Origin of the sequence: Stenotrophomonas sp. G106K1, from assembly GCF_037969685.1 — a bacterium.
GTDB classification, from domain to species: Bacteria; Pseudomonadota; Gammaproteobacteria; order Xanthomonadales; family Xanthomonadaceae; genus Stenotrophomonas; species Stenotrophomonas lactitubi.
In genome coordinates this window covers 1-26,682 of the sequence record NZ_JBBPFR010000033.1, presented here as the reverse complement: position 1 = coordinate 26,682, position 26,682 = coordinate 1, and the positions used below count along the sequence as shown (strand labels likewise).

25 protein-coding genes are annotated in these 26,682 nt (G+C 67.3%); 9 read left to right on the top strand and 16 right to left on the bottom strand.

Going from position 1 to position 26,682, the window contains the following annotated elements; translation table 11 throughout:
- Positions 1–72: 72 nt before the first annotated feature.
- Both WKB25_RS20025 and WKB25_RS20020 read right to left on the bottom strand, forming a co-directional pair.
- Positions 73–726, bottom strand: a complete 654-nt coding sequence (locus WKB25_RS20025; RefSeq protein ID WP_340572609.1) for a response regulator transcription factor — start codon at positions 724–726, stop codon at positions 73–75.
- Entirely contained in the window at positions 719–3,751 is a 3,033-nt protein-coding gene (locus WKB25_RS20020; protein ID WP_340572608.1) for a triple tyrosine motif-containing protein, read from the bottom strand. The genes WKB25_RS20025 and WKB25_RS20020 overlap by 8 nt, the downstream gene beginning before the upstream one ends.
- 96 nt (positions 3,752–3,847) lie before the next feature.
- Here WKB25_RS20020 and WKB25_RS20015 point away from each other — a divergent pair, with 96 nt between their 5' ends.
- The 7 genes from WKB25_RS20015 to WKB25_RS19985 all read left to right on the top strand — a co-directional run bounded on the left by WKB25_RS20015 (position 3,848) and on the right by WKB25_RS19985 (position 10,625).
- Positions 3,848–4,180 (top strand): hypothetical protein, encoded by a 333-nt coding sequence (locus tag WKB25_RS20015; RefSeq protein ID WP_340572607.1) that lies wholly within the window; start codon positions 3,848–3,850, stop codon positions 4,178–4,180.
- Between the two features lie 114 nt (positions 4,181–4,294).
- Positions 4,295–4,675 (top strand): AraC family transcriptional regulator, encoded by a 381-nt coding sequence (locus WKB25_RS20010; protein WP_340572606.1) that lies wholly within the window; start codon positions 4,295–4,297, stop codon positions 4,673–4,675.
- Positions 4,672–5,328, top strand: coding sequence for a hydrolase (locus WKB25_RS20005; RefSeq protein ID WP_340572605.1), 657 nt, complete (start codon positions 4,672–4,674; stop codon positions 5,326–5,328). Before WKB25_RS20010 ends, WKB25_RS20005 begins: the two co-directional genes overlap by 4 nt.
- A gap of 2 nt (positions 5,329–5,330) precedes the next feature.
- Entirely contained in the window at positions 5,331–5,756 is a 426-nt protein-coding gene (locus WKB25_RS20000) for a DoxX family membrane protein (protein WP_165377403.1), read from the top strand.
- Between the two features lie 119 nt (positions 5,757–5,875).
- Positions 5,876–7,723: an amidohydrolase gene (locus tag WKB25_RS19995; RefSeq protein WP_340572616.1), complete on the top strand. Its 1,848-nt coding sequence runs from the start codon at positions 5,876–5,878 to the stop codon at positions 7,721–7,723.
- Positions 7,702–8,985 (top strand): alginate export family protein, encoded by a 1,284-nt coding sequence (locus tag WKB25_RS19990; RefSeq protein ID WP_340572604.1) that lies wholly within the window; start codon positions 7,702–7,704, stop codon positions 8,983–8,985. Before WKB25_RS19995 ends, WKB25_RS19990 begins: the two co-directional genes overlap by 22 nt.
- A complete protein-coding gene (locus tag WKB25_RS19985) occupies positions 8,979–10,625 on the top strand; it encodes an MFS transporter (protein WP_340572603.1) in 1,647 nt (548 codons plus the stop codon). The genes WKB25_RS19990 and WKB25_RS19985 overlap by 7 nt, the downstream gene beginning before the upstream one ends.
- Positions 10,626–10,748: 123 nt before the next feature.
- On the opposite strand, the gene WKB25_RS19980 is transcribed toward WKB25_RS19985, so the two are convergent.
- Positions 10,749–11,573: an alpha/beta hydrolase gene (locus tag WKB25_RS19980; protein WP_340572602.1), complete on the bottom strand. Its 825-nt coding sequence runs from the start codon at positions 11,571–11,573 to the stop codon at positions 10,749–10,751.
- Positions 11,574–11,765: 192 nt separating this feature from the next.
- Here WKB25_RS19980 and WKB25_RS19975 point away from each other — a divergent pair, with 192 nt between their 5' ends.
- Positions 11,766–12,155, top strand: a complete 390-nt coding sequence (locus WKB25_RS19975; protein ID WP_340572601.1) for a hypothetical protein — start codon at positions 11,766–11,768, stop codon at positions 12,153–12,155.
- Positions 12,156–12,210: 55 nt separating this feature from the next.
- Here the strand turns inward: WKB25_RS19975 and WKB25_RS19970 are convergent, their stop codons facing one another.
- The 13 genes from WKB25_RS19970 to WKB25_RS19910 all read right to left on the bottom strand — a co-directional run bounded on the left by WKB25_RS19970 (position 12,211) and on the right by WKB25_RS19910 (position 24,791).
- Complete coding sequence (locus WKB25_RS19970; protein WP_340572600.1) at positions 12,211–12,915, bottom strand: DUF2968 domain-containing protein; 705 nt, start codon at positions 12,913–12,915, stop codon at positions 12,211–12,213.
- Positions 12,916–13,015: 100 nt separating this feature from the next.
- Positions 13,016–15,166 carry a TadG family pilus assembly protein gene (locus WKB25_RS19965; protein ID WP_340572599.1) on the bottom strand — a complete coding sequence of 717 codons (2,151 nt, stop codon included), beginning with the start codon at positions 15,164–15,166 and terminating at the stop codon, positions 13,016–13,018.
- An 8-nt stretch (positions 15,167–15,174) separates the two neighbouring features.
- Positions 15,175–15,630, bottom strand: a complete 456-nt coding sequence (locus tag WKB25_RS19960; protein WP_340572598.1) for a DUF3613 domain-containing protein — start codon at positions 15,628–15,630, stop codon at positions 15,175–15,177.
- Complete coding sequence (locus WKB25_RS19955) at positions 15,627–16,511, bottom strand: tetratricopeptide repeat protein (RefSeq protein ID WP_340572597.1); 885 nt, start codon at positions 16,509–16,511, stop codon at positions 15,627–15,629. The genes WKB25_RS19960 and WKB25_RS19955 overlap by 4 nt, the downstream gene beginning before the upstream one ends.
- Before the next feature lie 5 nt (positions 16,512–16,516).
- Entirely contained in the window at positions 16,517–17,446 is a 930-nt protein-coding gene (locus tag WKB25_RS19950) for a type II secretion system F family protein (RefSeq protein ID WP_340572596.1), read from the bottom strand.
- A 28-nt stretch (positions 17,447–17,474) separates the two neighbouring features.
- Complete coding sequence (locus tag WKB25_RS19945) at positions 17,475–18,419, bottom strand: type II secretion system F family protein (RefSeq protein WP_099818738.1); 945 nt, start codon at positions 18,417–18,419, stop codon at positions 17,475–17,477.
- 2 nt (positions 18,420–18,421) lie between these two features.
- A complete protein-coding gene (locus WKB25_RS19940) occupies positions 18,422–19,771 on the bottom strand; it encodes a CpaF family protein (protein WP_340572595.1) in 1,350 nt (449 codons plus the stop codon).
- Positions 19,756–21,012: a fimbrial protein gene (locus WKB25_RS19935; protein WP_340572594.1), complete on the bottom strand. Its 1,257-nt coding sequence runs from the start codon at positions 21,010–21,012 to the stop codon at positions 19,756–19,758. The genes WKB25_RS19940 and WKB25_RS19935 overlap by 16 nt, the downstream gene beginning before the upstream one ends.
- Positions 21,013–21,040: 28 nt before the next feature.
- Positions 21,041–22,399 (bottom strand): type II and III secretion system protein family protein, encoded by a 1,359-nt coding sequence (locus WKB25_RS19930; protein ID WP_340572593.1) that lies wholly within the window; start codon positions 22,397–22,399, stop codon positions 21,041–21,043.
- An 18-nt stretch (positions 22,400–22,417) separates the two neighbouring features.
- Entirely contained in the window at positions 22,418–23,467 is a 1,050-nt protein-coding gene (gene cpaB, locus WKB25_RS19925) for a Flp pilus assembly protein CpaB (protein ID WP_340572592.1), read from the bottom strand.
- A 24-nt stretch (positions 23,468–23,491) separates the two neighbouring features.
- Complete coding sequence (locus WKB25_RS19920; protein ID WP_340572591.1) at positions 23,492–23,965, bottom strand: TadE/TadG family type IV pilus assembly protein; 474 nt, start codon at positions 23,963–23,965, stop codon at positions 23,492–23,494.
- Complete coding sequence (locus WKB25_RS19915; RefSeq protein ID WP_340572590.1) at positions 23,962–24,507, bottom strand: A24 family peptidase; 546 nt, start codon at positions 24,505–24,507, stop codon at positions 23,962–23,964. The genes WKB25_RS19920 and WKB25_RS19915 overlap by 4 nt, the downstream gene beginning before the upstream one ends.
- Positions 24,508–24,608: 101 nt before the next feature.
- A complete protein-coding gene (locus WKB25_RS19910; RefSeq protein WP_025878547.1) occupies positions 24,609–24,791 on the bottom strand; it encodes a Flp family type IVb pilin in 183 nt (60 codons plus the stop codon).
- Positions 24,792–25,482: 691 nt separating this feature from the next.
- Between WKB25_RS19910 and WKB25_RS19905 the strand changes: the two genes are divergently transcribed.
- Entirely contained in the window at positions 25,483–26,463 is a 981-nt protein-coding gene (locus WKB25_RS19905; protein WP_340572589.1) for a helix-turn-helix domain-containing protein, read from the top strand.
- Positions 26,464–26,682 lie beyond the last annotated feature (219 nt).

Below are 26,682 nucleotides of genomic sequence, written 5' to 3'. Positions count from 1 at the left end.
GGGTAGCCCGCTTTTGACGTTGACGTTGACGTTGCTTCGGCGGGTGCCGGGCGCAGCCCGGCCGAGCCCCCTTCAATCCTGACCGGTGTCATCCAGGCTGATGATTCCGCGGCGCAGCGCCTGGGTTACCGCGTGGGTGCGGTCGCCGACGCCCAGCTTGTCCATCAGGCTTTTCATGTGCGCCTTCACCGTCTGCTCGGAAATCTGCATCCGTTCGCCGATGCGCTTGTTCGACAGACCACTGGCCACGTGGCGCAGTACTTCGGTTTCGCGCGGCGACAACCGGTCTTCCACGACATGTGCGGCGATGCTGGCCGCCACTTCTGCCGGTATCGGTGCGCGGCGGCCGCTGGCCACTGTGCGGATGGTGTCCACCAGTTCGTGGCGCAGCGTGTCCTTCAACAGATAGGCGCTGGCCCCAGCCTGCAATGCACGCACCGCACGCACATCGCCACGATAGGTCGTCAGCACGATGATGCGTGCACGTGGATCAAGCGCGCGAATCCGCACGATTGCTTCCACGCCGTCCATGCGTGGCATCTGCAGGTCCATCAGTACCACATCCGGTTGCAGCTGCTGGTAGCGGGCAAGCGCCTCTTCGCCATCGGCGGCTTCGCCAAGCAGGCGCAGGTCCGCGTGCGTGCTCAGCAGTGCCGCCAGGCCATCGCGCAGCAGGGGATGGTCATCAACCACCAGCACGCCGATGGGAGGAGGGGATTCAGTCATGGGTGGGTCTGCTCCAGGGCCAGCGCCAGCGCGATGGACGGCGGTGATACAGGCGACGGGCGGGCACGGACAGCGCGACCTCAGTACCCAGTCCCGGTCGGGTCCACAACTGCAGTTCCGCACCCAGCCGCTGTGCGCGCTCGCGCATGCCCTGCATGCCCCAATGACCGCGGCCGGCATCCTCGCCGGCAATGCCGACACCGTCATCGCGTACGTGCAGCAGGAAGCAGCGGGTGCCGTAGGACAGTTCCACTTCGATGGCATTGGCCTGTGCATGCCGCAGCGCGTTGCGGATGGCCTCGCGCCCGATCAGGAACACTTCTTCGGCGGCATCGGTCTGCAGGGGCGGTGGGCTGCCTTCCACGGTCAGGCGCAGCGGGTTGGTGCCCTGGCCCGCGTACTCGGCGTGCACATCGGCCAGCGCCGAGGCGAGGTCGCGACCGGCAAACGGTCCGTCACGCAGTGCGTTGACCCGTTCCCGGCCTTCGGCAAGATTCTGCTCGGCCAACTGCATCGCCGCCTCCAGCTGGGTGCGCACCGGTTCAGGCGTCTGCGCGGACTGGCTGATGGCGTGCAGCCGCAGGATGAGCCCCTGGCTGCCCTGCAGCAGGGTGTCGTGCAGGTCGCGTGCGATGCGCTCGCGCTCGCCGTTGCGCTCCTGCAGGCGGGCGCGGAACAGCATCGCAAGCTGGCCGCTGCGGATGCGGATGGCCAACATCAGCACGGCCAATACCAGCACCACGCACAACAGCTTGAACCAGACGCTCTGCAGGAACGTGGGCGCGATCCGGAAGTTGCGGATGGCTGGCGCACGGCTCCAGATGCCATCCTCATTGGCGGCCTCCACCTCGAAACGGTAATGACCTGGGGCCAGATTGGTGTAGTACGCGCGCGTGCTGCCACCGGCGTCCTGCCAGCCGTCGTCCACGCCGGACAGGCGGTAGCGGTAGCGGTTGCGCTCGGGCCGCGCCAGCGACAGCGCGACATAGTCGATCTGCAGCTGGGAGGTTCCGGCCGGCAGGCGCAACCCCTCCTGCAACGGCGTCTGGGTGGTGCCATACAGCACGTCGCCGATCCGCACTCCGGGCGCCATGGTGTTGATGTGCCGCTGCAACGTGTCCAGCCACGCCAGGCCCTGATTGGTGGCCAGCCATAGCAGGCCGTCGGCGGCCAGCGCGGCGGTCGGGATGGGGCCGCTCTGCAAGGCAATGCCGGGCATGCCATCGACGGCATCGAACAGGCGCGGGGCAACCGGCTGGCCGTCGCGCAGCGCGCTGCGCAGGGTCGCGACTTCAAGCCGCACCAGGCCGCGGCTGCCGTTGAGCCAGAGCCTCCCCTGCGCATCGGCGACCATGCCGGTAATGCCTTCGAGGATGCCGGTGGTGTTGGTGCGCACGGGCAGGAATCGGCCGTTGCCGAGACGCGCGGCCAGGCCCGCTTCACCGGCAACCAGCAGTAGATCGTCGTGCTGCAGCAGCGCGGTTATCGGGCCGACCGACAGCCCCTGTGCCGCGCCGAACGTGGTGATCGATCCGTTATCCAGGCGGCGCAGCGTGCCGTCGGAGTAGCCAAGCAGCAGCGCGCCGTCGCTGGCACGCGCCAGCGACGAGCAGGCCTGTTCGGGCAGCCGTGTCTCGCGTCGCCAGCGGTTATCCGCGTACTGCAGCACCGCCTGCTCACCGGCGCAGACCCAGGCCTGGTCATCGTCGGCAAACAGCAGGGCATGCAGGGGCTGGCCGGTGAACGGTGCGGGCAGGGGAACGCGCGTGGTGTGGCCGCCGACAGTGCGCGCGAGGTTGATCCAGTCGAACTGCCAGACGGGGGTGGGCGCCCGCTGGGCGGCGGCCTGCAATTGCGCCGCGCTTCCGGCCAGCAGCGGGCGCTGCAGGTCGAACAGCTTGAGGTCTTCGCCGTAGCCGTACACGCGGCCGTCGCTGCCGCGGACCAGCGAGCGGTAAGGATCGCTGGGGCCGATGGCCAGCGTCTGCACGCTGCGGGCGCGGAAGCGGTTGAGGCCGAGGTTGGTGCCGACCCACAGGTTGCCTTCGCGGTCAGCGATGACCGGCACCGCCGAGGTTGCGGTGAGGCCCTGTGGCGTGTCGAAGCGCTCGATGCGCACGGCACGCTGACCTTCGAAGGTGACGCGGGCGACGCCACCGTGCGGGCTCATCGTGGCCCACAGTGCGCCATCGGCAGTGAACTGCAGCCGCGAGGCGACCAGGTCCGGCATGCGCCGTGCTTCACGCTCGCTGGCGGGCAGCAGCCCCTGCGCGTTGGCCAGTGGTGAGGTACCGCGGATGCGGTCGGCCAGCCAGATCTCGCCCTGCGGGCTTTCCACCAGCGTCGCCATCTGCGAGACGGCGATGCCGGTATCTTCAAATGCGGTCTTTCCCGCCGGGCGCTTCCAGATGTGCAGGTCGGCCAGCACCCAGAAGGTGCCGTGGCTGTCCTGCAGCAGCCATTGCACGCGACGTTGTGGCACGCCTTCATCGGCAGACGGAGCCTGCCAGCGTTGCCCGTCGAACCAGCGCAGGCCACCGTTGACTGCCGCCCACAGGCGTCCATTGCGGTCATGCGCGAAGCGCGGCACCACGCCCACCGGCACGCCCTGCGCTCGCCCGAAACTGCGCAGCCGCTGTGGTGAGAACTGGCTGATGCCGGCCTGGAAATAGCCGATCCACAGGCCGTCGCCCTCGCCGTCGAGGCCGAGCGTGACCATGTTGGTGGAGGGGAAGCGGGCGCCCGCAGGTGCCGCCTGGCGTTCGAAACGACGACCGTCGAAGCGGTACAGGCCCGAGCCGGTCGCCAGCCACAGCATGCCCTCACGATCCTGGGCGATGTCCCAGATATCACCGGGCGCCCCTTGGCCCACCCGCCACGCGGTGTGCTGGTAGCCGGGCATGCCGTCGCTGATCACCGGATGCTGCGCGGCGAGCACAGGCAGGGCGATCCACAACAGCAGGCACGACAGCAGCGCCGGCAGGCGACGCGGAGAAGGGAAGATGTGGCCACGCATGGCGCTCATTCTGGCAGGTGCGGGGCAGGCGCAGGTGACCCGAATGGGGTAGGCGCGATGCAGCGGTGTCGGCTATCACGCCGACATGGAAGATGGAGGCCGGCGATGCAGCGCTTGTATGTGATGTTTCCCGATCGCGGCCCGGGCCTGGGATTGTTGTGGCTGAGAGTGTGCGTGGCCAGCGCGCTGTTGCTGCCAACCACTGCTGCAGGTGGGTCGTGGTGGCTGTGCCTGGCGGCAACGGGCTTGCTGTTGCCCGGCCTGTTGACGCCGCTGGCAGCCGCGCTGGCGGTGCCGGGGCTCTATTGGCAGGGCGCTGCGTTGCCATGGTCGCTGCTGCCGTTGGCCTTGTTGCTGCTGGGGCCGGGCGCCTATTCGCTGGACGCGCGGCTGTTCGGCCGGCGACGCTTGCGACGGCCGCCTCCCCCGATCGGGTGAGTGTTGACCTCGACCGTTGGGGGTAGGGCGCCGACGGGCGGCGTCGCACCATGGGCTACCCCCGCTGCGCGCCCGAGCATGGTTACCGTCCTTTCGCCTGCCCAGCCCACGCCCATGCTGGCGCCCCAGCAGTCGGCCGCCCTGCAGCGTGCGCTGCGCTACATCGATGAGCACCTGTCGCAGCCGCTGCGGGTCACCGAACTGGCCGAGGTCGCCTGCGTGAGCCGTTTCCATCTGGTGCGCCTGTTCCGCAGTGGCACCGGTGCCAGCCCCCTGCGGTACGTACGTCGACGGCGCATTGAACGTGCGCGGCAGCTGCTGGCGACCCACCGGCAATCGATGACCTGCCTGGCCCAGCATCTGGGTTTTTTCGACCAAAGCCATTTCGTCCGCAGCTTCCGCGCCGAGACCGGCTGCAGCCCCGGCCAGTATCTGGCCGGCGATGCGGCGCTCGCCCTTCCCCTTGTTGTTTCCGCCACTGGAGTCCGCCCATGAGCCTCGCCACCGCCACCCCCGCCAAAGCACTGCTGTCACCCACCGACCACGCCCTGATCCTGATCGACTACCAGTCGCAGATGGCGTTCGCCACCCACACCATCGACATCTCCGCACTGCGCAACAATGTGTCGTTGATCAGCAAAGGCGCAAAGGGCTTCAACGTGCCGGTGCTGCTGACCACGGTGGCCGAGAAGTCGTTCTCCGGCCCGATGTTCCCGGAGCTGCCGGCGATCTTCCCGGGCCAGGCCGTGTTCGATCGCACCTCGATGAACACCTGGGAAGACCAGCCGGTGATCGATGAGGTGAACCGCATCGGCAAGCGTCGGCTGGTGCTGGCCGGGTTGTGGACCAGCGTCTGCATCGTCGGCCCGACGCTGTCGGCGCTGGAGCAGGGGTTTGAGGTCTATGTGATTACCGATGCCTGCGGCGATGTGAGCGAAGAGGCGCACGAACGCGCGATCACCCGCATGGTGCAGGCCGGTGCAGTGCCGATCACCAGCGTGCAGTACCTGCTGGAACTGCAGCGCGACTGGGCGCGCGGTGAAACCTACGACCTGACCACCGGCATCGCCCGCGACCATGCCGGCGGCTATGGCGTCGGCATCCAGTACGCCAAGACCATGTTCGGCGCGCAGGAAGGCGGGCACTGAGCGTGCGCGATGGCCATGGCCTCGACCTGGCCTTGCTGATCCTGCGGGTGGCGGCGGGAGGATTCCTGCTGCCGCACGCGCTGGGAAAACTATTCGGCTGGTTCAACGGTCCTGGCCTGGCGGGCTTTGCCGGCGAACTGCGTGGCTTCGGTCTGCCTGCGGCTGCCCCGTTGCCCCTGTTGCTGGCGCTGCTGCAGGTGGCGTCCGGCACGGCGGTGATGCTGGGCTGGCAGGCCCGGATCGCCGCGCTCGTGGCTGCCGCGTTCATCGCCTTCACCGCACTGCTGGCACTGCCCAAAGGCTGGTTCTGGATGCGCGGCGGTGCCGAGTATCCGTTGTTGTGGACGCTGGCATTGCTGGCCATCGCGCTGGCCGGGCCTGGTGCGTGGGCGGTGGATGGGCTGGTTCTTTCTGGAGACATCGCATGAGCAACGACCCTCTCGATCCTGGCCGCCGCAACGTGATGCTGGCCACCGGTGCCGCGCTGGCGCTGGGCCTGGCTGGCGGCACCGCCGCGGCCGTCGCACCCCCTTCCAAGGAACGTCGCATGAGCACGCTGGTCATCCGCAACGCACGCATCACCACCCTCGATCCGCAGCAACCGCATGCGCAGGCATTGGCCGTGCAGGAAGGTCGTATCGTCGCCGTCGGCAGCGATGAACAGATCATGCGCGACTGGGGCAGCGAAGCCACCCTCATCGATGCACAGGGACGGCGCCTGGTGCCGGGTCTCAATGACAGCCATACGCACCTGATCCGCGGCGGCTTGAACTACAACCTGGAACTGCGCTGGGACGGCCTGCGATCGCTGGCCGATGCGATGGCGATGCTGAAGGCGCAGGTTGACCGCACGCCCGCGCCGCAGTGGGTGCGCGTGGTCGGTGGATTCACCGCGACCCAGTTCACCGAGAAGCGCCTGCCGACCCTGCAGGAGCTGAACGACATCGCCCCGGATACGCCGGTGTTCCTGCTGCACCTGTACGACCGCGCGCTGCTCAACCGCGCGGCGCTGCGTGCCTGCGGCTACACCAAGGAGACGCCGGACCCGCCCGGCGGGCAGATCGTGCGCGATTCTCTGGGTAATCCCACTGGCCTGTTGCTGGCCAAGCCGAACGCACTGATCCTGTATGCGACCCTGGCCAAGGGGCCGAAGCTGCCGATCGAATACCAGGCCAATTCCACCCGCCATTTCATGCGCGAGTTGAATCGCCTGGGCATCACCTCGGTGATCGACGCGGGCGGTGGCTTCCAGAACTATCCCGAGGACTACCAGGTCATCGAGCAACTGCATCGCGATGATCAGCTGACCGTGCGCATCGCCTACAACCTGTTCACCCAGAACAAGGGCAGCGAGGTCAGCGACTTCCGCGGCTGGAGCGAGATGCTGCAGCCGCGCCAGGGCGATGACCTGCTGCGCCACAACGGTGCCGGCGAGATGCTGGTGTTCTCGGCAGCCGATTTCGAACTGTTCAACGAGCCGCGCCCGGAGCTGCCGCCGGAGCTGGAACCGGAACTGCACGACGTGGTGAAGCTGCTGGTGGAAAAGCGCTGGCCGTTCCGCATTCACGCGACCTACGACGAAAGCATCAGCCGCATCCTCGACGTCTACGAACAGGTCAACCGCGAGGTGCCGTTCGATGGCCTGCACTGGTTCATCGACCACGCCGAGACCATCACCCCGCGCAACATCGAGCGTATCCGCGCACTGAACGGCGGCATCGCCGTGCAGCACCGCATGGCCTACCAGGGCGAGGCATTCGTGCAGCGCTATGGCGTGCAGGCGGCGCGGCACACGCCACCGGTGAAGCGGATGCTGGCTGAGGGCGTGCCGGTCGGCGCCGGTACCGACGCCACCCGCGTGGCCAGCTACAACCCTTGGGTGGCGCTGTCGTGGCTGGTGACCGGGCGCACGGTCGGTGGCCTGGCCCTGTATGGCGATGAAAATCTGCTGGAACGCGAGCAGGCTCTGCGCCTGTGGACGCAGGGCAGTGCCTGGTTCTCCGGCGACGAAGCGGTGAAGGGCACGCTGAAGGCAGGCCAGCTGGCCGACTTCATCCTGTTGTCGGCGGACTTCTTCCGCGTCGATGAGCAGCAGATCGCCGACATCACCAGCCTGCTGACCGTGGTGGGTGGCCGCATCGTGCATGCCGACGGCGATTACGCCGGGTTGGCGCCGCAGCTGCCTCCGGCGATGCCGGACTGGTCGCCGGTGAACCGCTTCGGCGGCTACCACGTCGGCGGCGGTGCCACTGGCCTGGCGGCGGCCCATCATCACCATCACGGCGCAGCCTGCAGCACCCATGGTGCGCATGGACATGCGGCCCGCCATGCCGCGCCAACCGATGACCTGACCGCGTTCTGGGGCGCGATGGGATGTTCGTGCTTCGCGTTCTGACCCTGGCATCACTGGCATTGCCGTCGTTGGCTCTGGCCTGCGACGGTGGCGCCTGCACCGCGGTTGGCGATGGCCGGTTGCAGTTGGATGCATCGCTGCGCCTGCGTGGCATGTACTACGACCCGACCCGGTTCGGCGTTGGTGGCGGCGAGGATGGCTACGGCCTGCTGCGTGCGCTGGCGTCGGCCACCTTCGCCCGCGATGACTGGCAGGCGAAGCTGCAGCTGGGCGCACATGCCGAGCGCGGCAAGGCCGGCGGTCCAGGTCGTACCGATCGCGGTGCGGTGGACGTGCAGCAGGCGTACTGGCGCTGGGCCGCTGGTGGCATGCACGTGCAGCTGGGCCGGCAGGAAGCGGGCTATGGCAGCTCGCGCCTGCTGTCGGTGCGCGACGGGCCCAACATCCGCTTGGCCTTTGATGGCGCACGGGTGGGGTGGCAGGGCCGGCTGGGCGCGCTGGACCTGATGGCGCTGCGTCCGGTCGAGAACCGCCCGGGTGCGTTCGATGACCGCGGTGAGCGAGGTGCACACTTGATCGGCGCGTATGCGACCACGGCAAAGGGCGTTGGCGGTAGCCAGTGGGATCTCTATCTGCTGGACTATCGGCGCGAGGGCGCGCGCTTCGCCGCAGGCAGCGGTGCCGAGCGGCGGCAGACCCTGGGCGCACGCTGGTTCGGCCAGTCCGGCGCGCTGGACTGGAATACTGAACTGGTGGTGCAGGGCGGTGAGCTGCGGGCCGTGACCGGCGATCTGGACATCCGCGCATGGACCCTCGCCACCGATACCGGCTGGCGCTGGGCCGGGCTGCCGCTGCAACCGCGCCTGGGCCTGAAGGCCGATATCGCCAGCGGCGATGCAGATCCAGGTGATGGTCGGCTCGGCACGTTCAACGCGCTGTTTCCCAAGTCCGCCTATTTCAGCGAAGCCAGCCTGTTGGCACCGGCCAACCTGATGGATCTGCAACCGACACTCGCGCTGCGCCTGCATGATGCGGTGACCACCGAGCTGGGTGTACAGCTGGCCTGGAAGCAGCGGCGCGCCGATGCGGTCTACACCACGCCGGCACCATTGGCAGTGCTGCCCGGCAGTGCCGGTGGCGCGCGCCGCATCGGTACCCAGTACAAATCCGAAACCCGCTGGCAGGTCAATGACCGTTGGCAATGGCAGCTGCAGCTGGCCTGGGTCGATGCCGGTCCTGCACTGAAGCAGGCCGGTGGCCAGGACACGCTGTTCGCCTCAATCGTTGGAGCATGGCAATGGTGAACGCATCCGCGTCACAACACTCCCCGCAGGCCGACGGCGCCTGGTCGCCGCTGAAGATCCGCATGTTCCGTTCGATCTGGCTGGCGATCCTGGCCAGTAACATCGGCACCTGGGTCAACGACGTTGCGGCGGCCTGGGTGATGGCCGAACGCACCGGCTCGGCGCTGATGGTGGCCCTGGTGCAGTCGGCCACCACCGTGCCGATCGTGCTGCTGGCGCTGGCGGCCGGCACCCTGGCCGACATTGTGGACCGCCGGAAATACCTGCTGTTCACCCAGGGCTGGATGCTGCTGGTGGCGGCAGCGACCGCCATGCTGACCGCCATGGATCTGCTGACGCCGCAGTTGCTGGTGCTGCTGACCTTCTGCATGGGCTGCGGCGCGGCGATGGCGATGCCTGCACAGGCGGCCATCGTCTCCGAGCTGGTGCCGCAGCCGATGCTGGCTTCGGCGGTGGCACTCAATTCCATCGGCATCAACATCGCCCGTTCGATCGGTCCAGCCATCGGTGGTGTGATCGTCGCCCAGCTCGGCCCGGTGTGGGCGTTCGGCTTCAATGCCATCACCTTCGCTGCGATGCTGTTCGTGGTGTGGGGCTGGAAGCGTGACCCGAAGGCGTCCAGCCTGCCTCCGGAAGGGTTCGGTGCTGGCCTGAAGGCCGGTCTTCGCTATGCCAGCCGTGCCGGACGCCTGCAGGCGGTACTGATCAAATCGGCCGGCTTCTTCTTCTTTGCCGCAGCGATGAACGCGATGCTGCCGGTGGTGGTGCGCGGACAGATGCATGGTGGGGCAGGGCAGTACGGCGTGCTGCTGGGTTGCATCGGCATCGGCGCGGTGGGCGGTGCACTGCTGCTGCCGAAGCTGCGGGCAAGGCTTGACCGCGACCTGCTGGTGCTGCTGGCCACCTTGTCGCTGGCCGCAAGCCTCGCCGGCCTGGCGCTGACCCGCAGTTGGTACGTGTTGCCGCTGGTGATGCTGGTCAATGGCTTTGCCTGGATCACCGTGCTGTCTTCGTTGCAGATCGCCGCACAAACGGCGGTGCCGTCCTGGGTGAGAGCACGGGCGCTTGCCCTGTACATCATGGTGTTCTCGGCCGGCATGGCGGCAGGTGGCCTGAGCTGGGGCGCGCTGGCGCAGCGCACATCGCCGGAACTGGCATTGCTGGTGGCCGCAGCAGGCGCGGTCATCGGCGGCCTGCTGGTATGGCGCGTGCGCATAGCCGGTGCCGAAGATCTGAATCTGAGCCCGGCCGGCCACTGGCCAGCGCCGGAGCTGTCGGTGCCGGTGTCGAATGATCGCGGGCCGGTGCTGGTGACCATCGAATATCGCATCGATGCCGCCGATCGTGCGGCGTTCCAGGCGCAGATGCGCACGCTGGGAACGATCCGTCGGCGCGATGGCGCTGTTGTCTGGGGCGTGGTCGAGGACGTGGCGACCCCGGGCATCCATCTGGAATATTTCGTGGCGGCGTCGTGGTTGGAGCACCTGCGCCAGCACGAGCGCATCACTGCCGACGACAAGGCGATCCAGGAGGTGCTGCGCGCGCTGCACCGCGGTGAGCGTGCCCCGGTGGTGCGTCATTTCGTCGGCGGCCATGATCCATTGCCGGCGGCGGCGCCACATCACCACAGCGACATCTGAGGTTGTCGTGGTAGAGCTGGCCGTTGGCCGGCTGAACGCGGTTTCGATCGAGGTTGATGGGGTTGCCGGCCAGTGGCCGGCGGTACCGCGGGAGCGGCGGCGCCGGAGCGCCGCCGCGCTACGTCACTTGCGTGCGAACGCCAGCAGGTCGGCGTTGAACTGATCCGCATGGGTAAGGGTGAGGCCGTGCGGCGCACCGGCATACACCTTCAGTTCGGCGTCCTTGATGATCTGCGAGGACAGCTTGGCCGAGGCGTCGAACGGCACGATCTGGTCGTCATCGCCGTGTACCACCAGGGCCGGCACGTCGATCTTCTTCAGATCTTCGGTGTAGTCCACTTCCGAGAATTCGTGGATGCAGTCGTACTGGCCCTTCACGCCGCCCAGCATGCCCAGCAGCCAGAACGAATCACGCATGCCCTCGGTGACGCTGTTGCCATCACGATTGGCGCCGAAGAACGGCGTGGCCAGGTCCTTGAAGAACTGCGAGCGGTCGCCGCCGGTGCCCTTGCGGATGCCGTCGAAGACCTCCAGCGGAGTCCCGGCCGGATTGCTGGCGGTCTTCAGCATCAACGGCGGCACCGCACCGACCAGCACCACCTTGGCCACGCGCGTGCTGCCATGGCGGCCGATGTAGTGGGCCACTTCGCCGCCGCCGGTGGAATGGCCGACCAGGATCGCGTCCTTCACGTCCAGCGCATCCAGAACGGCAGCGAGGTCGTCGGCGTAGGTGTCCATGTTGTTGCCGTCCCAGGTCTGACTGGAGCGGCCATGGCTGCGGCGATCGTGGGCGATCACCCTGTAGCCGTTCTGGCCCATGAACAGCATCTGCGGGTCCCAGGCATCGGACGACAGCGGCCAGCCATGGGCAAATACGACAGGCTGGCCGGTGCCCCAGTCCTTGTAGAAGATGCGGGCGCCATCGTTGACGGTCACGAAATTGCTCATTGCAGGTTCCTTGGCGGATGGGAGGGAAGACGCCTGCGGATTCGCCGGCGCCTGCGGCAGTACAGCGCACGATGGGCGGCGTGCATTGCACGGCTGTGGCGGATTGACGGGTTCGTTGCGCTGACGCGACTCGCTCTGGCGGCAGGCCCGTACCGATGGCAACCATGGCCATGGGACGCGCAAGGGCCAGTCATGAAGATGCCGAGATGGGGAGTGTTGCCTGGACTGCTGTTGGCGGCTGTCGCGGCGGCGCAGACCAACGTCTACAAATGCACCGATGGTGAGCATCCGGTCTACCAGCAGACGCCCTGCCAGGGGCGGGCGGAGTGGCGCTGGGAAGTGCCCAGTGCCGAGTCGAAGGCCCGCGGACCGCTACCTGCAGCCGTGCAGCCTGCCCGCAGCGCAGTCCAGCGGATGCCACGACGCGGGCGCGCGCAGGGCGCGCTGATATCGATCACGGCCGATCCGCAAGCCTGCGATCGGGCGCGCCAGCAGCGGGTTAAAACGCTGGCCAAGCCGCGCAGGCTCGACTACCTGCAGCGCAGGCAGTTGGACGACGCGGTACGCGAGGCCTGTCGTTGAGCACAATGAAAAACGGCACCCGAAGGTGCCGTTCTGGTCTGCAGCGGGGTAAGCCTCAGCGGCCGTCGCTGGCGGCGGCCGGCGCCGCTGTTGCATCCGGCTTGGGCAGGCTCAGCTCCGGGTTGCCCTGTTCGGCCTGCAGGATCTGGATCCGGCGCTGCAGCGCATCGAGCTGGCTGTTGGTGCTCTGCACGTCGGTGCTCAGGCTGACCGCCTGCTGCTGGGCTTGCTGCAGCGCTGCACTGACCTGCGCCGACTGCGCCTGCTGCTGTTCCATTTCCTGCTGCAGGGTGCGCAGGCGTTCTTCGTTGTAGGCCACCAGGCGCTCGGTGTAGCGCTTGCCGGCTTCCAGCCGGGTGGTGTCGATGTAGACCTGCGCCAGCTGTTCGGACTGCTGCGCGAAGGTACGGTAGACACGCTCTGCGTTGTCGACGGCATCGGTCTTGATCACCCGCCAGAAGTTCTTCTCCTGGAACAGGGCCACGTAGTAGGTCAGGGTATTGGCGTTGAACAGCAGGCTGGCGCCGTAGTTGCCGTTGTAGGTGGTACGCAGTTCGGTGAGCTGCTGCGCATCCATCAACTGCTTGAGTTCGTCGACGGTGTTGCGTACCACCGGTGCGGCCTTGGCCGGCTCGACCGTGGCAGTGCGATCGCCACGTGCGGCCAGCGCCGGCGGCGCCACCACGATCATGGCCACGGCCAGCAGTGCTGCGCCGCGCGGATACCGGGCGAAGACGGTGCCCCCTGAAGTTTCTCGCATGTCTAGACCATCCACGGATGTAGTGTGGGTTGAGTTGAAAGTGGTTCCCCGCCGCGAGTCTAGCATGGGCGCGGACGCCGCCAACCGGCGCCCGCGCGGCTCAAAAGACCAGCTGCGCCGAGCTGCACTGGATCGACTGCATGCTCACATCGGTGCGGCCCAGTTCCAGCCCGAGGAGGCTGGCCAGGGTATTGGTCAGCAGGGTGCCGACGCTGTTGAGCACCGGCTTGAGCGCGGCCAGCACCGGATTCAGCAGCGCGCACAGCAGGCCGCTACAGGTCACGTTGTTGCCCGGAGTGGTTACGCCGCCGCCGTTCTGGCCATCGAGGAATCCTGACGGGGCGGTCTGGATGTAGGACGCCAGGTTGGTGCGCACGCAGCCGTTGTAGTCGATCAGGTTGCCCAGCAGGCTGTCGCAGCGGTTGATCAGCAGTCCACCGACCAGCGAGCCGAGCAGGCCGTCGAGCAGGCCCAGGCCCTGGCCGGTCACGGTGGTGCGATAGCCTGTCCACACCGATCCATCTTCCCAGCAGGTGGTCAGGCCAAGCAGGCAGGGCTTGGGTACACCATTGGTGACTGTCCAGTTGCCCAGCGGTGCGAGGTTGCGTGACGGATCGCCATCGCGCAGCAACGGAATCACCTGGTCCACGTTGTAGCGCCCGCCGCTGGGGAAGGCGGCCTGCAGATAACGGTCGGCCAATGCCTTGGCGGTGTCATTGGCGTTCATGCCCTGCTTGGGCGAACTGAGCATGCCTGACAGCACGCGCAGCAGTTCGTTGACCAGATCCGACACGGCGGTGCCGACGGCCAGCGGGTTGATCCGGGTCGAGCCGGTCTGGCCGGCGGCCAGGGTCAGGCTCTGCGTGCTGGTCAGCGCCGGCAGGGTGATCCTGTCGTTGATCAGGGGCTGACCCAGCAGCTTCAACAACTGCTCGTTCTGCAGGGTCGCATCACAGACGTTGCTCTTGGAGAAGCGATCAGCCGCGTTGACCTTGCCGACGCAGGCGCGCAGCACCGAGGAATCGACCTGGACAGTGGCCGTGGGCGGCGCCGCCCCACACTGGATGCTGGTCAATGTTCCCATCGCATTGGCCACATCCACGTGCAGTGGCAGATGCAGCCGGGTGCCGAGCAGGTTCAACAGCGGACCGATCGCGAACAAGCGGTCGCTGTCGACGTCCACCATCAGCCGCACCTGCGCGTTGTACGCGCGTGCGCCCACACCGCCGATGGCGATCGACGGCGGCTCCACCACGCCGGCCTTGACGTCGATGCCCAGCAGGTTCAAGCCCTGCACCTGAACGCCATTGCCATCGTTGGCGATGGAGATCGCGGCGGTGACAAGATCCAGCACGTTGACCCGCGATTCCAGCGCGCTGCCGATGGTGCCGTCCGGCGAGATCACCTGCGCGAACAGGCCGCCGCCGCCGTTCTGGCTGCCCAGAAGAATATTGAGCTGGTTGATGTCCAACCGGGTGCCGACCAGGTTGGACAACGCCTGCAGCTGCACGCCGACGGCGGTCTCGCGGCCAACGACAGTGGCGGTGGCATCGACCAGCTGTGCCAGCGAGATGCGGTTGATCGACAGCAGCCGGTTGAAGTCGGCCACGCTGAGGTCGGCGGTGACCGGGATGCCCAGTGCAGCCAGCAGCCCCGACGGGGTGATGGTGGCCTGCGCCAAGCCGTCGTAGGACAAGACCGTCGCGTTGGTGACGTCCAGGCCGACCAGGCGAAGGGTCGCCATCAAGGGGGAGTTGCCATTGGTGCGTAACAGCTGCGACCCCACCGCGAACACCGCGATGGGTTCCGAGCGCTTGGCCACTGCTTGCACGCGCAGAGTGGGCAACGTGCGGTTCTGGCCGAAGAATGGCAGCACGCCGCGTTCGGCAACGACCCGCACCGCGTTGCGTGGATTGCTGGCGTCCACGCTTGGGCTGAAGTGGTCTGCGGTTCCACGGGTGGCATTCCAGTTGCCGCACTGGATCTGCACCTGGCCGCGGAAGCGGTTCTGCGAAAGTGCGCTCTGCCGTGCCGCACTGTTGTCGGCATTGCTGGCGTTGCACAGGTCGAGCCGTTGTGCGCCTGCCAACGCGGCCAGATCGACCACTTTCTGTGCATCGCGTTTGGCCCAGAACAGGAAGCCGATCTCGATCAGGCCGAGCATTGCCAGCAGCGCGATCATCACCAGCATCATGGTGACCGACATACCGCCGCGCGGGCGACTGAAGCTGATGTGGCGTGCTCGGTTCATGGCAGACCTCAGCGTCCGGATCGGGAGGATCCTGCGGACTTGGCGACGTCGGTTTCGAAGAATTGCGGGATGTCGTACTGGAAGCTCTTCAGGTAACGCGCGTAGCTGGATGTGGCCTGGTCGCCGAGGATCGGAAGGCGGGCACCGGCTACCTCGCCGGAGGCCTGCAGGCGGAACAGGCTGCGAGTGGTGTCGCCGATCTGCGAGGTGTTGGGCCGCAACTGCGTGCCGCCGAAATCGGGCGCAGCTGCAGGGGCTGGCGGAGGCAGTGGAGCCTGCTCGGGCGATACGTCCACGGTGGCCAACGGCTCGCTGTGCAGAGGGGCGGCGGTCGGCGCGGGCGCAGCGCCGCCCAGCATCTGCCCGGTCAACGGTTGCTGCGGCGTCTGTGCTTGCACAACCGCAGCGAAAGACAAGCCGGCAAGCATCGGCAGCAGGAAGCGGATCAGCGGCGTCGAGGTCATGGCGTGTTCCCGTTGGGATGGTCGGTGGTGCCGAAGCGTTCCAGCATCGAGGGCGGCAGTCGTGACGGGTCGCGTTGGTCCCGGCCATCGCGGCGGGGTTCGGCGGCCAGGCGCGGGCCTGCGTTGGCGGGGCTGGTGGCTACCGAAGCAATCGGCCGCGTCGCTGCCGCTGCTGCCGCCGTGGCCGCTGCCTGGCGCTGCTGCAGCCGCGCGCGGATCTGCTGTGCCTGTTGCTCGACGCTGCGGCGTGTTTCCTCGCTGAAGCTGGCCTGCTGGGCCAGCCGTTCGACGGTGGCCGTGTCACCACGCAGCAGCGCCCACAGGGCGAGGTTGGCGGTGGCTTTGGCGTTGCCCGGCGACAGTTCCAGCGCCTTGGCCAGTGGCTCGCGCGCCTGCTCGAAACGACCGGCGCGCAACCGCGCATAGCCGAGGTCGCCCAGGTAATCGGTGTTCAGGGGGTTCAGCTGGGTGGCACGTGCGAGTGCCTGCTCGCCGCCGTCGTCATCATCACGGAGGGCGGCGATCAGGCCGATGCCATGCGCGGCGGCCGCGGCCTGTGGGCCGTTGCCGAGTTCGCGGTACAACGCAAGCGCCGCATCGATCTGGCCGGTCTGGCGCAGTGCGTCGGCCTGCAGCAGGCGCAGTGCCGGGGCATCGCCATAGCGCTGGCGGAAGGCATCCACGTGCGCCAGCGAGGCGTACCAGGCGCCCTGCTGCTGCATGCGCTGGATCAGCTCCAGATAGGCGTTGCGGCTGTCCTGCGGGGCCGGCGTCGGCTCGGCCAGGCTCGGCGCACGCAGGTACTTCGGCGTGGTGGAGCTGCAGCCGGCAGCGGCGGCAACCAGGGCAAGCAACAGGCAGGCGGGGCGCAGGACAGGCATGAAGGTCATCCCATTTTCGACAAGGTAGTGGCCAGCGCGACCAGCGCTGGTCCGGCCAGCACCAGCATCAGTGCCGGCAGCAGGGTCAGCATCATCACCACGGTCATCTTCACCGAGAGCTTGCCGACCTTTTCCTTCAGCGCATTGCGGCGCTGCTCGCGCAGGCGGATGCTGAACTGGCGCAACGGTTCCTGCACGGCTCCGCCATGTGCGTGCACCTGCAGGATCAACTGCACGAGGCTGGTCAGGTCGTCGTCGCCGTATACATCGCTCAGCCGCCGCAGCGACTGCGCGCGCGTGCGTCCGTGGGTGTAGGACACATTCGCCTCCTGGATTTCCCCGCCCAGTACCGGCAACGCGTCGCGCAGCTTGTCGCCCAGTGTCTGCAGGCTCTGGTCCATGCTGAAGCCCACGCCCTGCAGCAGGCGCAGCAGGTCGATCAACAGCGGTAGTTCATTGTTCACGGCACGCCGCCGCCGCTTGACCCATGCACTGAGCGCGAACTTCGGCAGCAGCAGGCCGGCAGCGAGCGCGCCGATCACCACCATGATCCTGGACAACCCCGTGGCATCGCTGATCGCCAACGCAATACCCAGCACCAGCACCGCCAGCAGCAGGCGCAGGCCCAGGTAGATGGCGGTGCCGCGGCGGGTGTTCCAGCCAGCCAGGTCCAATAGCAGGCGATCTTCACCGGCCAGCAGCGCCGTTTCCAGGCGGCCGCCGCTCAGTCCGCGACCGAACTGCTCCAGCCAGCCGAGTGAATCCTTGCGCGCATCGGCAGCGCCGTCTTCGTTATCGCGCGGACGCAGCGCCGTCTTCAATGTTGCCGCGCTGCGGTCCTCGCGATGGCTGCGCACCCAGCTGCCGAGGCCCAGCAGGGCTACACCGGCAGCGAGCACCAGCAGGGCGGCCACGAACCAGATGCTGGCGTTCATTGGATGCCTCCTGCGTGGGCGGGGATGTTCATAGCGATTTGGCCAGGCGGTACAGCAGGAAGGCGCCGGTCAGTTCCATGCACAGGGCGATCAACAGGATCTTGTGGCCCAGTGGATCGTGCAGCACCGGCTGGAAGAATTCGGGGCTGGAGATCGCCATCAACACGGCGCTGGCCGGTGGCAGCAGGCCCAGTACCCAGGCCGACATGCGGGTTTCAGACGTGGTCGCGGCCAGTTCCTGCTGGGCCTGTTCGAGGTCACGCATGAAGTCGCCCATGCGCTGCAGGATCTGGTCGGCACGGCCACCGATGCGCACGCTCACCCCCATCACAACCGCCAGTACCTTCAACACGTCCATGCGGTAGGGCTGTGCAGCGAGGTTGAGCGCGCGATCCAGGTCCATGCCGCCACGGGCATAGCGCACGGTGGTGTCGAGCAGGCCGCGCAGCGGGGCGTTGGTCTGCATCGAGGCGACCTGGAAGGCGGCCTGCAGGCTGTTGCCGAGCGCGGTCAGGCGCACCAGGTTGTCGAGGAAGTCCGGCAGCTGGTGCAGCAGCTGCGCCTGCAGCTTGCCGGTTCGGCGCATCAGCCACAGCCAGCAGCCCAGCAGGTACAGCAGCAGGGTCAGGGGGAACATCCAGGCGGTGCCCAGCCGCAGCACCGCGAATGCGGACAGGGCGATGCCCGGCAGCAGCATCAGCAGTGGCAGCTTCCAGCCCGGCGTCAGGCCGGCACGTTGCAGCTGTCCGTCCCAGGGCAGGGTGCGCCGACCCGGTGCAGGCAACGGGGCCTGCCGCGCCGCGTCGGCGGTGGTATTGGCGCCAGGGCCGGTGCCGCGCGCCAGCTGCTGCTCGGCATGCTGCAGGGAGGCCTGGCGCTGTTCGCGGCTGTTGGCCGTCCCCCACAACCACACGGCCAGCGCCAGCAGCACCGACACGATGCTCAGCACACCCAGCAGCAGGCCGGTACTCATGCTCAGAAGTCTCCGTACAGGGATTCGCGCAGCAACTGCCGGAACGGTTCCAGCTTGTGCGAATGCGGCTGGAAGCCGAGGCCGATCCAGCGATCGATTTCCTTGCCACTGCCATCGATCTGCACTTCGTGGCGGAACATCTCCTGGGTGGTGATCAGGTTGTCGCTGACGCCGGTGATTTCGGTGATCGACACCAGCACGCGGCGGCCGCTGCCCAGGCGCGAGATCTGCACGATGAAGTCGATGGCACTGGCGATCTGCCGGCGCAGGCTGTCCTCGCTGCCCTGGAAGCCGGCAAACCCGGCCAGCATCTCGATGCGGTACAGGCAGTCGCGCGGCGAGTTGGCGTGGATGGTGGCCATCGATCCGTCATGGCCGGTGTTCATCGCCTGCAGCATCTCCAGCACCTCGGCGCCACGCACCTCGCCGACCACGATGCGGTCGGGGCGCATGCGCAGGCTGTTGCGTACCAGGTCGCGGATGCTGACCGCGCCCTGGCCCTCGGCGCCACCGATGCGGCTTTCCAGGCGCACCACGTGCGGGTGGTTGAGCGAGAGCTCGGCGGTGTCTTCCACGGTGATGACGCGTTCGTTGGCCGGCACATAGCTGGCCAGCGCATTGAGCAGCGAGGTCTTGCCCGAGCTGGTGCCGCCGGAGACCAGGATGTTGCAGCGGCCCAGCACCATCGCCTTCAGCAGGGCCTGCATCGGTGCATCGAAGGTGCCCTTGGCCAGCAGTTCATCGGGGGTGAAGGGGTCCTTGCGGAACTTGCGGATGGACACCATCGGCCCGTCCACCGCCAACGGCGAGATGATCGCGTTGAGGCGACCGCCATTGGGCAGGCGCGCATCGACCATCGGATTGGAATCATCCAGGCGGCGGCCGAGCGGGGCGATGATGCGGCGCAGGATGCGCAGCAGGTGGGTGTCGTCGGTGAAGCGCTGTGGCGCGCGCTTCAGTTGCCCGCCCTGGGAGACATGCACATCCTTGAAGCCATTGATCAGGATGTCTTCGATGCTGGGGTCATGCAGCAGGTCATCAAGCGGGCCGAACCCGGTCAGCTCTTTGACCAGGCCTTCGGCCACCACCTGCATTTCTTCTTCGTTGATGGGGATGCGCCATTCCTGGATGAAACTGACCGTCTGCACCTCCACCCAGCGGGCGATGGTGTCCGGGGCCCAGGAATCGATGTCGATGCGCTCGTCTTCGATGCTGTTGAGCAGGTGCTCGTGCGCGGCCGACAGTACCTTCTGGTACTGCTCGGTCTGTGCGAACGGCAGGCTGCCCGGTGCATGCTCCGGCACCGTGTTGCGGGCGACAACGTGCGGGAACGGGGTCACTTTGTCTTCCATTGCGATCCACCCAGGGCAAGGGCAAGTCTTTCCCGCAGGCCATGCGTCTGGACCGGGCAGGCAGCCGGATCCAGGCGTTGCACCAGCGGGGCGAGGGCACGCAGGTACGGGTCGCGCGGCGCATCCTGCAGCAGCAGATGACCGTGGCTGGCGGCGGTGCGCACCCGTGGCCGCTCGGGCAGGGTGGCCAGCAGCGGCAGCTCGAAGCGGCGCGCGATCTGTTCGGGACTCATGCCACTGTTGTCGTCGTGGCGGTTGATCAGCAGCTGCAGCCGCTTCTCGCGATCGCGCTGGCCGGAAAGGTGCTTCAGGGCGTGGTCCAGCGACACCAGGGTGGCGATGGAGGCGTCGGCCACCAGCCAGATTTCGTCGGCCTGGTCCAGCAGCAGCGGTGGCAACTGCCGCAGCGGGCAGCCGCCGGCATCGCACAGCACGCTGGCGAACACGCTGCGCAGGCGCTGCAGCAGCGCGCCAGGGTCGGACGGCGGCAGCGCGTCGCTGCCGCTGGCGCGGTCGAGCAGGACCAGGCCGCTGGGGTGCCGGGCCATCGCCGTGCGCGCCAGGGTGGCATCGATGCGGCTGGCATTGCGCAGCGCATCTTCGTAGTGGAAGCGGCTGTCCAGGTTGAGGTACAGGGCAAGGTCGCCGGCCGGCTGCGCCAGCTCCATCAGCAGCCCGTCCTGTACGGCCGCATCGCCCTGGGCCAGGGTGTGGGTCTGTTGTGCGAGCACCGACAGATGTGCGGCCAGGGTGCTGGTGCCGACGCCGGCGCGCACGCCCAGCAGCACGATCAGCCGGGCCTTGTGCGCCTGCTGCACGCTTGCGGCGGGGCGCGGCGACAGGGCGCGGCGCAGGGCGGCCTCGATACCGGTGTTGTCACTGTCCAGGTCCAGCACATCACGCAGTCCAGCGCGCAGCGCCATCACCACACCTTCAACCTGACCGGCGCTGGTGGCGCCCACGGCCACCAGGGTCAAATCGGGCTGGGTCTGCTGCAGCTGCTGCGCCAGCACCGTCGATGCCGATGCATGCTCCGGGCGGAAGTCGAGCAGTACCAGGTTCTGCGGGCCACGCTGCAGGTCCTGTGCCGAGGTCGGCTCGCCGCTGTCCTGCCAGTGCAATGCCGTGGCCGGCGGCAGCTTGGCAGCCAGGCGTGGCAGCAGTTCGCGGTCGATCCCGTACAGGACCAGGTTCATCGGTGGTCCTTGCGGGTGCAGCGGCAGGGCAGTGGCGTAGGGCATGGGCGTGGTACCGGAGACGTCATGTGGGTCAGCGCGAGAAACCGGGAACCGGATCGCGGCTGATCGGGCCAAGCAGCCACGCGCCCCATTCGGGCATGTTCGGCTTGGCTTCGCGATCGCCGGGCAGCGGTAGTTCGGTATTGCGGGCAATCGGCTGTACCAACCGCGGCGTGACGATGATCACCAGTTCCTTGTCCTGGCGCTTGTAGTCGAAGTTGCGGAAGAACGTACCGATGATCGGCAGGTCGCCGAGCAGCGGAATCTTGTTGACCGTCGATGCCACGGTGGAACTGACCAGGCCGCCGATGACGAAGCTCTCGCCATCGCCAAGCTCGACCGTGGTATCGGCGCGGCGGGTGGTGATCGACGGGATCTGCACGCCATTCAGCGCGATCGAATTGGTGTAGTCCAGATCGCTGGCTTCCGGCGCGACCTTCAACGCAATGCGGTTCGGTGAGAGCACGGTGGGGGTGACGGTCAGGCCGATGCCGAAAGGCTTGTAGGTGACCGTGGTCGTGCCGAGCCCCTGCGGTTCCAGGATCGGCAGTTCGCCACCGGCCAGGAAGCTGGCGCTCTGCCCGGACAGCGCAACGAGGGTGGGCTCGGCCAGCACGCGCGCCATGCCGTTGGCCTGCAGCAGGTCGACGTCGGCGTTCCACAGGCCCTTGGTCGAACCAAACACCAGCCGGAACGCCGAGGAGATCGGCGATTCGCTTTCGTTGCTGGACTCGCCTTCCTTCATGCCGGGGAGAATGCCGGTGTTGCCTGGCAGCTGCCCACCGGGTCGGGCGAATCCATAGGCGAAACCACCGTTGCGATTCTGGAAGTTGATGCCGATCTGCTTCAGCGCGGTCTTGTTGAATTCGACCACCTTGACCTCGACCTGCACCACGCCGCCGCTGCTGATGGTGGAGGCGTCGGCCAGGCTGCCGTCCTTGCCCAGCGCCATCACGGCGGTCTTCTGTTCCTGCATGTGCGCCAGCACGCTGTCGCTGCTTCCCTGCAGGAGACCCTGATGGTCCTGCTGGGTGAATACCAGTCCGCTGGAGCCGGCATCGGCTGCACCCTGCACGGCACTCTGCACGCGCACCTGCACACGCTGCGGTTCGCTCTGCTTGCGGTGCCACAGCAGCAGGGTGGTGGTGCCCGGCGCCTTGCCGACCAGCAACGCCTGGCGTGCGCCGCGCAGCATCACGATGTCAGCCACGCCGGGATCGGCGATGGCAACCCGTTCCAGGTCGGCCGGCAGCGTCCATGGCCGCTGTTCGCGGGTCTGCAGCAGCAGGTCGTCGGCAGCCACGCTCGCACCCGGTGCCAGCAGCACCAGTAGCAGGGTCAGCCAGCGCTGGCGGACAGAGGGGCGTAGGCAGTAGCGACGTTCAGTCATGTGCGCTCTCGGCAAGGGTCAAAGGGAGCCACGGGGGGCGGCAGTGTCGCCGCGGATGATTTCGATGCCCGCCGGTCGCGGTGTCGAGCGACGCTGCACCGGTGCACGCACCGGCGTTTCTTGAGCATTGCGCTGCACGTTGCTGCCGCGGCCAGCCAGTGCGTCGCCATCCAGGCCGGCATAGGCGTTGTTCTCCGGTCGCTGCAGGGCCAGCCGCTGTTCGTTGTCCAGGCCGCGTACCGGGTCCAGTACGCCGCGCGCCTGCGGGAACAGTGCCAGGTCCGGCAGACCGGTATCGGCGGGATTGCGCAGGGCGAGGAACAGCTTGCCCTGCTGTGCGCCGAGCAGCAGGCGGTTGGCGTCGGCCACCGGAACCGCCAGCACCGCGGTGCGTGCCGGTTGCGTGGCATCGCTGCCGTTTCCGTTGCTGTGGCCGCTGCTGGAACCGCTGGTGATATCGGCTGCACGTGAGTCGTTGCCTGCCGTGGCCGGGGCCTCGCCCTGGCTGCTCGTCGGGGCTGCCGCGATGTCCTGCTGTCCGTAGCTGAGCACGCGCAGGCGCGACAGCAGCAAGCGGGTCTGTGCGATGTCCTGCTGTCCGTTGTAGCTGGTCGCGGCGCTGCGCAGGTTGAGGAACACGTCGACGAAATCACCGGGCAGGATGCGGTTGCCTGCCGCGACCAGCTCATCGACCGGCACCGCCAGCGCTCGTTCCCCCGGCCGCAGCTGCAGCGAGAAGCCCTGCGCGAGCAGGCTGGTGCCAATCGCGCTGCCTTCGCTGATGTCCTGCACCGGCACCTTGCCGACCACCGCAGCCAGATCGGCCACCGCTCCCGGCACTTCTGTGGTGCGTTGTGTCAGCCGCACGCCATTGGCGCTGATCGGCTCGCCGGCCGGCAGCCGCGCGGTGGCTTCGACGACACTGAAGGTCTGCGCATCGGCCCTTACGATCGTGCTCGGATTGTCCGCCGAAGCCGCCGGCTTGCGGCCGATCACGAAGGCCACCACGGCGAGCAGCACGGCGAGCGCGATCAGGGCGATGGCGGCGATCCGGGTCAACTTGAGCATGGAATTCGTCTCCTGTACCGATCGTCAGTTGCTGCCAAGGTCCAGCTGGGCGACCGCGACGCTGCGAATGGGGGCGCCCATCACCCAGCCATAGAGCGTGGCGGTGCCGGGCAGGAAGGGGTGGGCGCTGTAGTCGTAGCTCACGGTCACGGTCATGCACTGCACCGTCGCCAGGCCGGCGCAGGGTGCCTGCGGCGAGACCACGATGGCACCGGCGCCGCCCGCGCTGCAGTCCGGGTTCTGCCTGGAAAACTGCAACAGCCACTGCATGGAGCGGCGGGCCGCCAGGCAGGCTGCCGTGCGCCGCTCGCCGGCGCTGCCATAGCGCAGCGACGCGCGCGCGCCCTCGGCCGAGGCCGTGGCCAGGGTCTGCTGTGCGGCCATGATCAGCACGCCGGAAAAGGTGAACAGCAATAGCGGCACCAGGCCGAGCAGCAGCATCAGCGCGAATTCGATGCTGGCCACGCCGCGTTGGCGGCGACGTGCGAACGCTTTCATGCCACGCCTCCATAAGTCGTTGCCAATACCCAGCCAATTGCCGCGAAAGCCAGGTAGGCGGCGTAGGGAATGCCCTGTCGCCCCTCGCGCGCGGCATGCAGTTCGCGCAGGGCAGGGTGGCCATTCAAGTGCGTGCTGGCGCGATTGACCTGCATCTGCAGGCGCAGCGGCAGGTGACCGGCCAACTGCCGTCCGACGATCACCAGCACGGCGTGGGCGCCTGCGGCCAGGCTGGCCAGCACCCACACCGGCAGCAGCGCCTTCCAGCCCAGCAGCAGGCCGAGCACGGCGAAGAACTTCACATCGCCGGCGCCCATCCAGCGCACCGCGTAGAACGGCAGCAGTGCCAGCAGTCCAAGTGCCGCGCCCAGCAGGTGAGGCGCCCAGCTCGTGCGCGTCGCATTGAACTGGTCGGCGATGATCAGTGGCACCGCGATCGCGCACGCGGCCAGCAGCCAGGTGTTGGGCACGCGGCGGGCGTACAGATCGCTGATCGCGATCCGCAGGCACACTCCCATGGCCAGCAATCCCAGCAGTGTCATCGCACACCCTCTCCGTCCGTCATTGGACAGTTGCAGACCCCCTTCATCGGCCACCGCGGTCGCCATCGAAGCGACCGCAGGTGCTGTACCCCGCGCGACGGCTAGGTGGTGGTAGCGTCGGTGGCGATGGCCTGCAGGCGGGTGAACAACGTGGTGAAGAACGCGGTGATCTGGGTTCTGCCCACCACGATCAGGATGCCGGCGATCACGGCGGCCAACAGCCCGTATTCGAGCGCGGTCACGCCATCTTCTTCTTTCAGGAACTTGCGGATCGATGCGTTCATGACGGTTGTCTCCCTCTACCTGTCAGTTACTGCAGGACACCTGCATGGGCGGTGGTCCGGCTCCGCCGGGACCGTCCGTAGGCCTCTGCCATCCTGGCGGAGGAGGCACGGCGGGCAATCCCGCTGTGCTCAAGCAGGGTGATCATTCCCGGGCAGGGCAGCGGCTGCGCAACCGCGACCGCACGGCACCAGGCCGGTGGTCGAAACGGTATTTCGCAGGTGCATGGTCATGCTGTCCCCCTGGGTGTGGCCGCTATCTGCGTGCCCGATCACCGTGTATTCGACTTTGCCTGAATGGCGGCTCCCTGCAACCGGAACCTATATGCAAATTCGGCAGATTCGGTGAATTGCCGAATATTCAGGCGCGGATCTGTGACGCAAATCCGTTCCTGCGCAAAACGATTCATGGTCGTGCAGATAATGTGAGGTCGATCTGCGTGTATGCGAAATCCATGCCATCTGCACGCACATCTTCTTCACGTCGTCGATAATCGGCTGTCGTCAGAACATCCTGTTTACGGCTGCGGATTATCGGGCATACTCGCATTCAAGGTATTGCATTTTCATGGATGGACGCGCGTGCCGCGCAGCGACCATCACGGCAACGGACGATGCTCTTGGAAACGGCGTGCGCCCTGTCAGGCAGTGGGGGCGGGGTCGTACAGCAGACCAAACGGGGGACGACACTGTCATGGTCGATGGTGGGGTGGAAGGCAACGACGACGGCGATCTCAGGTCGATCGATCTGGCCACGCTGAGCGGCGTGCTCCGCGTGTGCGATGTGGAACTGTTGCTGCTGGATGGCAATGGTCCGCGCGCGGCATTCGCTTCGCGCGTTCACGAGGAAGCCCTGTTCTGCAGCATCACCTGCGGCTTCCACTGCCGCGGCCGATTCATGCTGCCCCCCGACTGGGCGATGCTCGGTTACCTGCACACCACCGATGATGCACTGAGCTGGTGCCATGGCGTGCCGCTGACGCCGGGCATGGCGCTGGCCGTGATGCCCGAAGGCATCAGTGAGTTCACGCTCAGCCCTGGCACGCAGATGACGCTGATGCTGGTGCCGGTCGCGCGCGTGCAGCGCAAGCTGACCGAACTGAGCCTGCGCAGCACGCCACCGGCGGGGCAGGCACTTTCGCTGTTCAACCTCGGCGACGAGGCAATGCCTCTGGTGCGCCATTACCAGCAACTGCATGCACAGCTGGGGCAGGGCGGTGCGCTGCAGCCGGAAGAAACCGAGCGCCTGCTGCATGAGCATATCCAGGCGCTGCTCGGCGCAGGCCCTGCCGATCGGCCCAGCTGCAGCCGCGCCCGCCGCACGCATTACCTGATCGCGCAGCGGGCGGAGAACTTCATGCGCCTCAATCTGCGGCGCAATATCTACATGAACGAAATCTGCGACGCTGCCGGCGTCAGCGAACGTGGCCTGCGCTATGCGTTCGAGGATCTGTTCGGTACCTCGCCCAATCGCTACCTGTCGATGCTGCGGCTGTGCGCGGCCTGCCGCAGCCTGTCGATGGCCGATTCCAACCGGCGCTCGGTCAAGGCCATCGCGCTCAGTTGCGGGCTGTGGGACCTTTCCCGCTTTGCCGACAACTACCGCAAGGTATTTGGTGAACTGCCGCGCGACACCCTGATGCGCGCGCCCGCACAGCTCGGCCAACCCGCCTGAAGGTATCGGCCGGGCTGCCGCCCGGCACCCGCGGTAGTGCCGGCCGCTGGCCGGCAACCTCAACAGCAACAGCCAAAGCCACAGCCACAGCCAAAGCAACAGCCGGCTCTGGGTTTTCTGTGGGTTGGCGGGGCGGTGTGGGCTTGCAGGACACGCCGTAAACCCATCCATGGGGGCTCGATGGCGCCATCCATGGCGCCAACGGTCCTGCAAGCCCAC

Excerpts from the sequence above, each read along its gene's own strand:
- WKB25_RS20025 (WP_340572609.1), bottom strand. The coding sequence starts at position 726 with ATGACTGAATCCCCTCCTCCCATCGGCGTGCTGGTGGTTGATGACCAT.
- WKB25_RS20020 (WP_340572608.1), bottom strand. The coding sequence starts at position 3,751 with ATGAGCGCCATGCGTGGCCACATCTTCCCTTCTCCGCGTCGCCTGCCG.
- WKB25_RS20015 (WP_340572607.1), top strand. The coding sequence starts at position 3,848 with ATGCAGCGCTTGTATGTGATGTTTCCCGATCGCGGCCCGGGCCTGGGA.
- WKB25_RS20010 (WP_340572606.1), top strand. The coding sequence starts at position 4,295 with ATGCTGGCGCCCCAGCAGTCGGCCGCCCTGCAGCGTGCGCTGCGCTAC.
- WKB25_RS20005 (WP_340572605.1), top strand. The coding sequence starts at position 4,672 with ATGAGCCTCGCCACCGCCACCCCCGCCAAAGCACTGCTGTCACCCACC.
- WKB25_RS19995 (WP_340572616.1), top strand. The coding sequence starts at position 5,876 with ATGAGCACGCTGGTCATCCGCAACGCACGCATCACCACCCTCGATCCG.
- WKB25_RS19990 (WP_340572604.1), top strand. The coding sequence starts at position 7,702 with ATGTTCGTGCTTCGCGTTCTGACCCTGGCATCACTGGCATTGCCGTCG.
- WKB25_RS19985 (WP_340572603.1), top strand. The coding sequence starts at position 8,979 with ATGGTGAACGCATCCGCGTCACAACACTCCCCGCAGGCCGACGGCGCC.
- WKB25_RS19980 (WP_340572602.1), bottom strand. The coding sequence starts at position 11,573 with ATGAGCAATTTCGTGACCGTCAACGATGGCGCCCGCATCTTCTACAAG.
- WKB25_RS19975 (WP_340572601.1), top strand. The coding sequence starts at position 11,766 with ATGAAGATGCCGAGATGGGGAGTGTTGCCTGGACTGCTGTTGGCGGCT.
- WKB25_RS19970 (WP_340572600.1), bottom strand. The coding sequence starts at position 12,915 with ATGCGAGAAACTTCAGGGGGCACCGTCTTCGCCCGGTATCCGCGCGGC.
- WKB25_RS19965 (WP_340572599.1), bottom strand. The coding sequence starts at position 15,166 with ATGAACCGAGCACGCCACATCAGCTTCAGTCGCCCGCGCGGCGGTATG.
- WKB25_RS19960 (WP_340572598.1), bottom strand. The coding sequence starts at position 15,630 with ATGACCTCGACGCCGCTGATCCGCTTCCTGCTGCCGATGCTTGCCGGC.
- WKB25_RS19955 (WP_340572597.1), bottom strand. The coding sequence starts at position 16,511 with ATGCCTGTCCTGCGCCCCGCCTGCCTGTTGCTTGCCCTGGTTGCCGCC.
- WKB25_RS19950 (WP_340572596.1), bottom strand. The coding sequence starts at position 17,446 with ATGAACGCCAGCATCTGGTTCGTGGCCGCCCTGCTGGTGCTCGCTGCC.
- WKB25_RS19945 (WP_099818738.1), bottom strand. The coding sequence starts at position 18,419 with ATGAGTACCGGCCTGCTGCTGGGTGTGCTGAGCATCGTGTCGGTGCTG.
- WKB25_RS19940 (WP_340572595.1), bottom strand. The coding sequence starts at position 19,771 with ATGGAAGACAAAGTGACCCCGTTCCCGCACGTTGTCGCCCGCAACACG.
- WKB25_RS19935 (WP_340572594.1), bottom strand. The coding sequence starts at position 21,012 with ATGCCCTACGCCACTGCCCTGCCGCTGCACCCGCAAGGACCACCGATG.
- WKB25_RS19930 (WP_340572593.1), bottom strand. The coding sequence starts at position 22,399 with ATGACTGAACGTCGCTACTGCCTACGCCCCTCTGTCCGCCAGCGCTGG.
- cpaB (WP_340572592.1), bottom strand. The coding sequence starts at position 23,467 with ATGCTCAAGTTGACCCGGATCGCCGCCATCGCCCTGATCGCGCTCGCC.
- WKB25_RS19920 (WP_340572591.1), bottom strand. The coding sequence starts at position 23,965 with ATGAAAGCGTTCGCACGTCGCCGCCAACGCGGCGTGGCCAGCATCGAA.
- WKB25_RS19915 (WP_340572590.1), bottom strand. The coding sequence starts at position 24,507 with ATGACACTGCTGGGATTGCTGGCCATGGGAGTGTGCCTGCGGATCGCG.
- WKB25_RS19910 (WP_025878547.1), bottom strand. The coding sequence starts at position 24,791 with ATGAACGCATCGATCCGCAAGTTCCTGAAAGAAGAAGATGGCGTGACC.
- WKB25_RS19905 (WP_340572589.1), top strand. The coding sequence starts at position 25,483 with ATGGTCGATGGTGGGGTGGAAGGCAACGACGACGGCGATCTCAGGTCG.